Origin of the sequence: Parvibaculum sp., from assembly GCF_049672805.1 — a bacterium.
Classification (GTDB): domain Bacteria; phylum Pseudomonadota; class Alphaproteobacteria; order Parvibaculales; family Parvibaculaceae; genus Parvibaculum.
In genome coordinates, this window is the sequence record NZ_JBATWS010000209.1 from 1 (window position 1) to 2,202 (window position 2,202).

2 protein-coding genes and 1 pseudogene are annotated in these 2,202 nt (G+C 61.8%); 1 reads left to right on the top strand and 2 read right to left on the bottom strand.

Annotation, left to right across the window (positions count from 1 at the left end):
- Positions 1-379: pseudogene (locus WBF74_RS06660) on the bottom strand (23S rRNA (adenine(2503)-C(2))-methyltransferase RlmN); the annotation flags it as partial.
- Positions 380-522: 143 nt separating this feature from the next.
- A complete protein-coding gene (locus WBF74_RS06665) occupies positions 523-1,110 on the bottom strand; it encodes an invasion associated locus B family protein (RefSeq protein ID WP_424437055.1) in 588 nt (195 codons plus the stop codon).
- Positions 1,111-1,411: 301 nt separating this feature from the next.
- Here WBF74_RS06665 and WBF74_RS06670 point away from each other — a divergent pair.
- On the top strand, positions 1,412-2,202 hold a 791-nt coding region (locus tag WBF74_RS06670; RefSeq protein ID WP_424437058.1), incomplete at its 3' end, for an NADPH:quinone oxidoreductase family protein.

Genomic DNA, 2,202 nt, shown 5'->3' on the forward strand with positions numbered 1-2,202 from the left:
CGTCTTCGGGGATATAAACCGTCTCGATTTCCGGCCCCGGCACGCCTGGCACGCCCGAGGGAAGACGGATCAGCCATTTGCGCGTGCCATCGACCGATTTCTGTTCGGTCACGACTTCAAGCCGCGAAATGTCGAAAGCCTCCGCGAGCGCCGCGCGCAAATCCTTGGAAAGTGCGGTCATGCCCTCAAAGCTCGTCAGGCCGCGCGTATAGAGGCCGTTCCAGATCTGCCCGGCGCGCATGCGAAGCTGCTTTTCGGGCAGGCCGAAGCGGGCAAGTGCCTCCATGAGCTGCGGCCGCGTCAGCCCCACGAGGTGCGGGCGCGATGCGGCGATGGGAGTGGCCTCCCGCTTTTCATGGGCGATGTCGAGCGTTGTCATGGGTCTTTAAATCAACCGTTTCGGCCGGAAACAGGTATTTCCGCGCCAGCCGGGGCCAGCGCGGATCGTCGGGCCTTCTTATCACAAAAGGCGCGCGAGGCGCGAATCAGCCGGAAAACCGGGAAAAGCCGCGCCTGCGCGGCTTATTTGCAGGTTTCGTTGATCTTGTTGAGGGCCGCAGCCGAGCCCTTCAGCGAATAGGTATCGGTCGTCAGCGTGTCGCGCTGCGAGGTGCCGCGGATTTCCATGGAGGAACCCGCCCGAAGCGCCTGCACCATCTTGCTTTCCTCGGCAGGCTTTTCGAGCCAGGCCCAGTAGCTGTGCTCGCCGCCTTCCTTCACGCCGGAGAACATCTGGAACTTGTCCTTGCCGATCGTCGCATAGGGGCGGCTCGTATCCTTGAAGGGATAGCCGATGCGCATGCTGATTTCATTCTTGGTGCCCCGTGCCGGCCGGTGCGTCACCATGAAATAGACATCGCCCCGGTTTGCGCCCGCAGGCTGCATCTTGGTCGGGGTGGTCATGGCGTAGCACATGCGCTCGCTGCCCGAGCCATAGCTATAGGCTGCCCAGTCGTCATAACGACCGAGGAGTTTGGGGGCGTCCTGAGCGGAAGCGCTGGCGGCGAGACCCGTCAAACCGAAGGTGAGGGCGAGAGCGGCGATTGTCAGCTTCATCGGATTCTGCATCAGCGGCTTGGAAAGCGAGGAAAGAAGCGGGCGTCTCAGCATGTTCTCCAACTCTTTTCAGAACGGTTCCCTGTGTCAACGGCCCGGGAGCAGGCCCCGACCATAACGGCCATCGCGAACGATTTCCAGCTATGGCTCATGTAAATCCCCCGTGCCTGCTTCCGCAACAAGCGCTGTGGCAGGCCCGATTACGGGTGCAGGCTTTCCGAAACATGTGGCGGAACCGTGGCAGCAGGGCTCTTTCGTCCCGAAATCTGGCGAATATCTGCCCGCTCGTGCTAAGGGAGAGACACAGATATTTTCATGAATGCGCGGGCAGCGCGCAGCAGACAGGGAGAGAACCATGAAAGCCATTCTTTGCAAGGAATATGGCCCGCCGGAGAGCCTCGTCATCGAGGAGGTTCCGAGCCCGGAGCCCAAGAAGGGCGAGGTGGTGCTGGAGGTCCATGCCGCTGCTGTGAACTTCCCTGACGTGCTCATCATCCAGAACAAATATCAGTTCAAGCCGCCGCTTCCCTTCTCGCCGGGGGGCGAGGTTGCGGGCAAGGTCATCAAGGTCGGCGAAGGTGTGACCAAGGTGAAGGTCGGCGACCGCGTGATCGGTTCTTGCGGCTGGGGTGGTTTTGCGGAGGAAATCGCCCTTGATGAAGCGCGGGTGACGCCCATCCCGGACGGTATGGATTTCGTCACGGCTTCCGCCTTCCTCATGACCTATGGCACATCGCATCATGCGCTGAAGGACCGTGCCGCGCTGAAGCCGGGCGAGACGCTGCTGGTGCTGGGCGCTGCAGGCGGCGTCGGCCTTGCCGCGGTCGAACTTGGCAAGGCGATGGGCGCGCGCGTGATCGCGGCGGCCTCTTCGGAAGACAAGCTTGCCGTCTGCAAGGAGCATGGCGCGGATGAGACGATCCTCTATCCCGCAGGCGAGCTTGACCGCGATGCGCAAAAGGCGCTGACCGATCGCATCAAGGAACTGACGGGCGGGCAGGGTGCCGATGTCGTTTATGACCCGGTGGGTGGCGACTATTCGGAAGCAGCCCTTCGCGCGACGAACTGGGAAGGTCGTTTCCTTGTGATCGGTTTTGCCTCCGGCCCCATTCCGAAGATTCCGCTCAATCTTGCTCTGCTCAAGGG

Bases quoted from the DNA above. Each gene is read 5' to 3' on its own strand.
- WBF74_RS06665 (WP_424437055.1), bottom strand. From the start codon at position 1,110: ATGCTGAGACGCCCGCTTCTTTCCTCGCTTTCCAAGCCGCTGATGCAG.